Below are 8,106 nucleotides of genomic sequence, written 5' to 3'. Positions count from 1 at the left end.
CATCGCCCATTTTATCCAAGCCCTCCTTCTCTTCTCTAAAGTATCTAATTTTTTCGGCAACAATTATTTATATATTATAATAACAAACGTAAAATGCAAAGTCAAATAACTGCACATCATACTTTTTGTGTTAAATAGCTGTTCTTGTATACAAAAAGGCGGCGCAAACGTGCCGCCGTAAAACTATACGCCTGCAAAAATTACAGATACGAAATCGGTATAACCTTATCATTATCTTTCAACGCAACTATTCTATCATACGTGCAAATAACACCGCCACTGCCACGCTTAACTCCAGGGATAGAATCCAACACAGAAAAGGCTTTGATGTCTGCTGCTTTAGGATCAGCATGTTTTTTCATTTCCAAAGGATGGAGCACTCCATTACATTCGATAAGTAAATCTATTTCCTTTTGCTCCTTATCTCTATAAAAATATAAAGGCGGCTCTGCTATCCCCTTATTGTAATAACTCTTAACTATTTCAGCAATGACAAACGTTTCAAAAAACGCTCCTGCCATGGCTCCGTTTTTCAGCACATCAGCATTGGTCCATTTCGTCAGATAGGCTGCCAAACCAGTATCCATGAAATAAAGCTTCGGCGTTTTGACCACCCTTTTTAACACATTATTCGCATATGGACGCAACAAATACACTATATTGCAAGTAACAAGAATAGATAGCCAGCGTTCGGCGGTTGATACACTAATTCCCACATTCTTGGCAAGTGACGAAATATTAAGCAACTGGCCGGTAATACTTGCTACAGCAATCATGAACGTAATGAATTTCACTTCATCACCAACCTGTGTCAATTCACGCACATCACGTTCAATATAAGTTTTTACATAAGAAGCGTAGAAAATCTGCCAGTCATAATCCTCATTAAGCAATAAATCCGGCATGCTGCCCCTATGAATTACTTTCCATAAATCTTCATAGGTTATAGGCTTTAGTTCCTTTTTGCGTGCAGTAAAATACTCTTCAACTGGCAAAAATGCATCATTAAATTTAATCTGCTGATACTCACGCAGCGAAAGCCCCAAAAGATTAAGAATGCCTAAGCGACCGGCAAGCGATTCGCCCACATTCTTCATCAGTTTAAACTGTTGTGACCCGGAAAGGTAAAACATCCCTTTGCCGTTCTGTTCATCTACCTGCATTTTAATATAAGGAAACAGATTAGGCGCATACTGGATTTCATCCACAAAAACCGGTGGAGTATTATCTTTAAAAAAAGTAGCCGGCTGCTCAACTGCAGCATGAAGCTGCATGGGATCATCTAAGCTTATGTAATTAGCACTGTTGGCGAACCTGCGTAGCAAAGTTGTTTTACCAACCTGACGCGGACCTGTTACCAAAACTGCGCCAAACATTTTTGAAGCTTTTTCAAGTATGCTTTCCAAGTGACGATGAATATACATAAGGTGCTCCTTTCGACTAATTTATTTTTTAATAATATATTAGCCGTTTTTTTCTAAGAACGCAAGTTTTTTTAGAAAAAAAGGCGGCGCAAGCGCGCCGCCATAGGTGTTAAGTATTATTAAAACTTATAGGTGTAAGTAAGCAGGAAGCTTGTCGGAACAGCATAATAATCAGAACCAGAATGGTTCAAATTATCTTGTCTGTTAAGCAAGTTATCAATGGTTAAAGTGATGTCGCTGTTCTTATCAGGGCTATAAGTGGTATTTAAGGTAGTAAGGAAATAAGGTTTAGTCTTAGAAGAATGCGAACTGCTTGGAGTATTAACACGATCAGCCAGATAACTGCCAGTTAAGCTAGTTCTCAGTTTATCTTTAGCATAGGTAATACCGCCATTAAGCTGCCAACGACCAAATTTTCTATCCCAGTAAGTTTTGCCTGTTTTAGCTTTAACCTTAGGATCCCCGTAATTTACGCCATAATTGTAAGAGAAGCCATTGTCCCCTTGAATATCACAAGTAAGCTCTACACCAGTATTTTTAAAATCTTCGTTTTTATACTTGTATTCAGCCTTGCTTGGAGTCCATGTAGCAGAAATATTATCTTTTATATCAATATGATACAATGCTGCTTTCCAGCTATGGCTATCAGATACTTTTTTCCAACCCAATTCGTAGTTTTTACCTGTTTGTGGTTTTAAATCAGGATTCGGTTTTGCAGTTTCACTGGCGCCATTCATCTGAGCATAAGTCGGCATAATGAAAGATTCTGTATAGCTTGCATAAATTGTCTGATCATCATCTAATTTATGGATGTATTGTACTGCACCACTAAAGTTGTTATAGTTTTGATCTCTAAACGCATTAGTTGTCCAAGTTTCACGCGCACCAAAAATCATAGAATTTTTATCATCAAACTTTTGATCCCACTGACCGAAAACTGCCCAAATATCACGACTTAATGACCCACCACTGAATACTGATTTCTCATACATTTCATGTTGATAATCTACACCAAGAACTGCTTGAGCTTTTTCTCCAATTTTCCAATTACGTTGCAAATCTGTACCAACTGTAGAATTTCTCTCTTTAGTATGATACATACTAAATTCCTTTGCACCACCACTTGTCGTACTTGTATTGTAGAAAGTCGGACCTTCTGATTCTACGTTATTGATATTATAGTAAATACTAGCTTTATAGTCATCATCCTTATAATTTAATTGAATGTTATTTTGTTTTGTTGTATATAGTCGACCATTAAACTGATCATCGATTTTCGCATCACCCTTTTCAACATCAACAAATATTCTCTCATAGTTAACTTGAGACTCATAGTAATTATAAGCTAAGCTAAGTCTATCATTAAAATTATACCCTAAATTAACGCTCTGTTTCTTAATATCATCCGCATCAGTTCTTGTTTTACCTTTCAAAACTGGTTTTTTGCTAGGATAATTAACATCACTTATGCTACGATAATTAACTCTTCCCATTTTTTCCAAAGAGTAACCAGCAGTAAATTTTTCGTCGCCAACATTTACTCTATAATTCTGATGGCTTCTGTTACCATAACCTACGCTAATTTTATTACTGCCTTTTTTCTTAGTAATGATATTAACAACGCCACCCATTGCCTCAGAACCATAAAGTACAGAGCCACCACTCTTTACAATTTCGATACGCTCAATACTGTCCGTAGGAATAGATTCCAAATTATATTTACCACGCCAAGAAATAGGATTACCATTGACTAATACCAATGTACCATTACTGATACCACGAATATTAACCTCATTAATCATTGTACCCATCGAAGTACCCAAAGGGCCAAAGGATTTGTACTCAATACCTGCTTGTTTGCCTAAAACTTCAGCAATACTATTGGAACCAGAATCCTCCAATTGTTTTGAAGTAATTACAGTTGTACTTGCAGGAACATCGACATCACGTTTCTCCGTTCTCGTCGCCGTTACAACCATCTGGTCCAGCGAATACTCCTGCAGCTCTTCAGCAAATACGTTTGTGCCCCCCCATATTACACTACCGGTAATGAGGGCCGTCATCAATAAACCCTTGGAAAAATTACTCTTCATGTTTACTCATACTCCTAAAAAATATATTTTGACCACTCTTCCCCTGCCCAGTCTTGCATGGTCACAGGCTACTAAGTGCATCAAGCAAAATTGTAAGCTATACGGCAATATAGCTATAAAAAAGCGCCCTTGCTTTTATAATCAGCAAAGGCGCAAGTTACTCTTCTGATATTATATAGAAAGCTTCTTTGTAAAGTTATATTTCGCTTTAGGAATCTCTCTTTTTGCATGTCTATAGTATACTACACAAGTCTTATGTATTCAATATATATTCTTATTATTAAACTAAATTCTACTAGGAAATTTTTCTTTCAACCACAAAAACAGTATTGGCAGCACCAACAGCGTAAACACCGTTGATGTTATCATACCGCCGATGATAACCCACGCCATGCTCACGCGCGTTTCCGAGCCTGCGCTCAGCGAAAGCGCTGTCGGCAGCATACCCACCACCATCGTCAGTGCTGTCATAAAGATAGGCTTCAGACGAGTTTTGCCTGCTTCGATTACCGCAGCCTTCGCCGTCATGCCTTCATGCATCAGCGTCAGCGTATAGTCCAAAAGCAACGTGCCGTTTTTCGCTACCAAACCATCCATAACCAGAATACCGATGAGTGAATACAAATTGATTGTATTATGCGTCAGCAGCAAACAGAAGATGGCACCGATAATGCCCAGCGGCAGCGAGAACATACGGATGAACGGCGTAAATACCGATTCATAAAGCACTGCCAGAAGCAGGTATATCAATAGCAGTGACAGCGACAATGCCATAGCCATTTCGGCAAAGGAATCGTTCATCGTGGTCGCCTGACCGGAAAAAGCATAGCTACTCTTAAGACCTGCGGCATTGAGCTTCTGCGTCAGCTCCTTGACTACCTCGTTCAGCGGTCTGTCCGTCAGATTACACTGGATGTTGATGATGCGCTCCTTATTCACGCGACGGATAGTAATCGGGCCTACGCCCTCTTCTACGTCGGCAAGGTCGCCAAGAAAGACGCTTCCTCTGCCTGTCTGCACCGGAATAGCGCGCACGTCTTCAATATCATAGCCACTGCCGCCGGCAAAGCGTACTGCAATATCGGTGTCATTGCCATGGTTTTGCACATCGTTCGCCAGAACGCCGGCGCTGCGTCCGCCAATAGCGGCGTTAAAGGACTGCGCCACGTCATTGACTGTCGCGTGATAATATTTCAGCTTGTCGCGGTCTACCGTCACCTTCAGCTCTGGCATGCCCTTTACATAGGAATTTTTGATATCCTTCAGGCCTGCAGTCGAAGCAAAAATCTGCTCCACCTTAGCGGAATCAGCCACAAGCTGATCCATATCGCTGCCCTTAAGCTCCACCTGTACTGGCGAGCGCACGAGGTTGCGACCGCCCGAAACACCGGTAACGGATGACTGAATCTCATTGACGCGCACCTTGATTTCACCCATGTTCTGCTTGGCGAAGCTGCGGATGCCCTGTGCTACCTGCCACACGTCCCTGCTGCGCTCGTCGCTGCTTTTGAGCGCGATAACCAGCTTGCCCATGCTCTGCGTGGTCGTTACATTAGTCATATAATGCTCGATTTCCGGCACCTTGGCCAAATAATTCTCAAACAGCAGCAAGGCCTCGTTGGTTTGGTCAGCGTTAAAGCCTGTAGGCAGCTCAATATTCACCTGAATCGCGCTTTCGTCGGTACGCGGCATGTATTCCGAGCCAACTATACCGAGCGGTACCAGCGCCACCGCCACCGCGAAGGCTGCCAGCACTCCCAGCACCAGCTTCTTCGGCTTTTCTATGCATTTGCGCAGCAGAACATCATATTTGGCGATTGTCTGCGCTTCCAAAGCATCCAGCCTGCTCCACAGGTTGCCCTTAGGCTCCTCTACGCCGTTTTTATAAAAGCGCGAAGCCAGCATCGGTGTCAGCGTAAAGGATACGACAAGCGACATCAGCGTAGCAAAAACAATCGTCATGCCAAACTGCTTGAAGAACTGGCCTGTCGCGCTCTGCATAAAGGCAATCGGCAAAAACACCACCACGTCACAAAGCGTCATAGCGATTGCCGCCATACCGATCTCATTGCGGCCTTCCTCCGCTGCCACATCGGCGCTTTTGCCCATCGCCAGAAAGCGATGGATATTTTCCAGCACCACAATCGAGTCATCGACAAGAATACCGATACACAGCGCCATACCCATAAGTGACATCATATTGAAGGTAAAGCCTGCCAGATACATCAGGAAGAAGGTTGCAATAAGTGAGGTCGGAATGGCAATCATAACTGCCATAGAGGACTTCCAGCCACGCAGGAACAGATACAAAACAAGTCCCGTGGTAACAAGTCCTTCGAGCAGCGTTTTTAGCGTATTGCTCAGGGAATCGCGCACGAAATGCGACTGGTCATAGACAACAGTGAAAACGTAGTCAGGATAATCCTTGCGCAACGTTTCCAGCTGCTGCAGCACGCCGTCTGCTGTGTCGACGATATTGGCACCGCTGGCCTTGTATACCTCCAGTGATACCGCCTCGTTACCGTCAACACGGCTATAGGCCACAGCACGCTTATCCTTGGCCTGCACGTTGGCCACCTGCCCCAGCTCGATGTATCTGCCGCCTGCACCCTTAAGCTGCAGATGCTGAATCTCCTCCGGAGCCTTATACTGCGCCTGCAGACGCACGGTTTTTTCCAAAGCATCGGTATAGACGGAGCCGGAAGAAACAATAACGTTTTCCTTGCGCACCGCTGTAATAATATCCTGCAGCGTCAGTCCGTAATAATTGAGCTTATCCTTATCAACCTCGATTGCGATTTCCTTGGCACGTCCGCCGGTAACGTCAACATCGGCTACGCCGGCTGCCTGCTGCAAGCGCTCCTTAAAGCTGCTGTCTGCCAAGGCAAAAATATCGTCCAGATTATCCTTAGACGTTGCTGCAATCTGGATAATCGGATATTCTTCGGAAGAACGTTTGAGCACTGCAGGCTCATCAATATCCTCCGGCAGATTTTTACGAATACGGCTGACCTTTTTGGTTGCCTCAATCGCTACCATATCAGCATCAGCCTGACTGTCCAGCTCGACAAAAATCTCCGCACGTCCGGGACGTGTAGCGGAACGCACCTGCTTAAAGTGCGAAATTGAGGACAGCTCGTCCTCAATCGGCTTCGTCACCTGCTGTTCAACGGATTCCGTACTGGCGCCGGGATAGTTGACAATGACGCTGATAAATTTAGAGTCTACGTCCGGCAACAGCTCCACGCCAATGCGAAAGAAGCTGATAAGACCGAGGACGCAGACTAATATGTAAATCATGCAGATACCGATAGGCCGTTTAATAGAAAAGCGTGTAATATTCATTACTTCGCCTCCTCCTTGGCCACCTCAACCACCATGCCGTCACGCAGACGCGCAAGATTATCAAGGATAACCGTTTCGCCTATCTTCACACCCTGCACTATTTCAATACTTTCATTATTACTTGCACCGGTAGTAACAGGCTTTTTCAGAGCTTTATTACCCTTGCCCAGCACATAGACAAAATATTTGCCATCCCGTTCGAGAACGGCATTTTTAGGTAAATATATAGTGGATGGCTTTTGCAGAAAACGCAATTCACCCTTGACAAACAAGCCTGCCTTTACGTTGGAGCCAGGCTCATCCAGCCTGATGCGGAGGGTAAATTTGTTTGTTTCCCTGCTTCTTACAGGGCTCACATAAACAACAGTACCCCGGCATATTTCGCCAATCGCCTCCAGCTTCAGCTCGACCTGCGTGCCAACGGTCACAGAAGCAGCCTCGGCCTCTGTAATATCGCAGTCCACTGTAAAACCACTGTCATCTAAAAGGGTAAGCAGCCTGCTCCCTGCAGGCGCATAGCCACCCACTTCTGCATCGCGGTAGGTAATAATACCTGCGCGTGGTGCCTTAAAAATCAGATCGTGATACTTGTTTTGCGCAATAATGTACTCATGCTCGCGTCTGGCAGCAATCTGCTCCTGACGGTAAACCTGCGACGGTGTGCCATCATAGCTTTCCTGCTGCGCCAAAGCATCGTACTGCGCTTTTTTATTAGCCAGCGTCTGCTCCATGCTGTCCAGCTCGGACCTGGAAACAGCGCCCTGCGCATACAGCTTGCGGTAACGCTCCGCATTGACCTGCGCCAGCTTATAATCTGCCTCATAACGGGTAAGGCTGGTGCTGTAGCTCACGTCCGTTGTTGCCGCATTAGCTCCGGCCTCGGCATAGCGTGCCTTGGCCTTGAGCATTTCGGCGCGGGCATCATCAAGATGCTGCACCAGGAGGATATCTCCGGCCTGCACCTTGCTACCCAAATCCACATTAATCTCATCGACGATACCGGCATACTTGTTGACAATATCAATCTGTGCCTTGGCCTTGAGCTGTCCAAAAAGATTAATGCTTTTATACAATGGTCGCCTGCTCACTACCTGCGTGTGCACAATAGGTTTCATTACTGCTTTTTTTGACGTAGACTGGTTGGAGAGATGCCTGAGGCCCAGTGTCAAGGTAATGCCTATCACACAGATAGCAAGCAGACTAAGGAGTTTGTGTTGTAATATATAGTTTTTTGCCTGAGTAAA

4 protein-coding genes are annotated in these 8,106 nt (G+C 44.4%); all 4 read right to left on the bottom strand.

Annotated features, from left to right (window positions below; genetic code table 11):
- Nucleotides 1-200: 200 nt before the first annotated feature.
- The 4 genes from BN587_RS11025 to BN587_RS11010 all read right to left on the bottom strand — a co-directional run bounded on the left by BN587_RS11025 (nt 201) and on the right by BN587_RS11010 (nt 7,935).
- Nucleotides 201-1,424: an ATP-binding protein gene (locus BN587_RS11025; RefSeq protein WP_021721200.1), complete on the bottom strand. Its 1,224-nt coding sequence runs from the start codon at nt 1,422-1,424 to the stop codon at nt 201-203.
- A gap of 119 nt (nt 1,425-1,543) precedes the next feature.
- Nucleotides 1,544-3,517, bottom strand: coding sequence for a TonB-dependent receptor plug domain-containing protein (locus BN587_RS11020; RefSeq protein ID WP_021721199.1), 1,974 nt, complete (start codon nt 3,515-3,517; stop codon nt 1,544-1,546).
- Nucleotides 3,518-3,802: 285 nt separating this feature from the next.
- Complete coding sequence (locus tag BN587_RS11015; protein WP_021721198.1) at nt 3,803-6,862, bottom strand: efflux RND transporter permease subunit; 3,060 nt, start codon at nt 6,860-6,862, stop codon at nt 3,803-3,805.
- Nucleotides 6,862-7,935, bottom strand: a complete 1,074-nt coding sequence (locus tag BN587_RS11010) for an efflux RND transporter periplasmic adaptor subunit (RefSeq protein ID WP_044484950.1) — start codon at nt 7,933-7,935, stop codon at nt 6,862-6,864. Before BN587_RS11010 ends, BN587_RS11015 begins: the two co-directional genes overlap by 1 nt.
- Nucleotides 7,936-8,106 lie beyond the last annotated feature (171 nt).

Source organism: Phascolarctobacterium succinatutens CAG:287, from assembly GCF_000434895.1.
In the GTDB taxonomy this organism is placed as follows: domain Bacteria; phylum Bacillota; class Negativicutes; order Acidaminococcales; family Acidaminococcaceae; genus Phascolarctobacterium_A; species Phascolarctobacterium_A succinatutens_A.
The sequence above is the reverse complement of the archived record's forward strand: the minus strand, read 5'-3'. Positions and strand labels throughout refer to the sequence as shown.

Coding starts and splice junctions, on each gene's coding strand:
- BN587_RS11015 (WP_021721198.1), bottom strand. CDS start 6,862: ATGAATATTACACGCTTTTCTATTAAACGGCCTATCGGTATCTGCATG.
- BN587_RS11025 (WP_021721200.1), bottom strand. CDS start 1,424: ATGTATATTCATCGTCACTTGGAAAGCATACTTGAAAAAGCTTCAAAA.
- BN587_RS11020 (WP_021721199.1), bottom strand. CDS start 3,517: ATGAAGAGTAATTTTTCCAAGGGTTTATTGATGACGGCCCTCATTACC.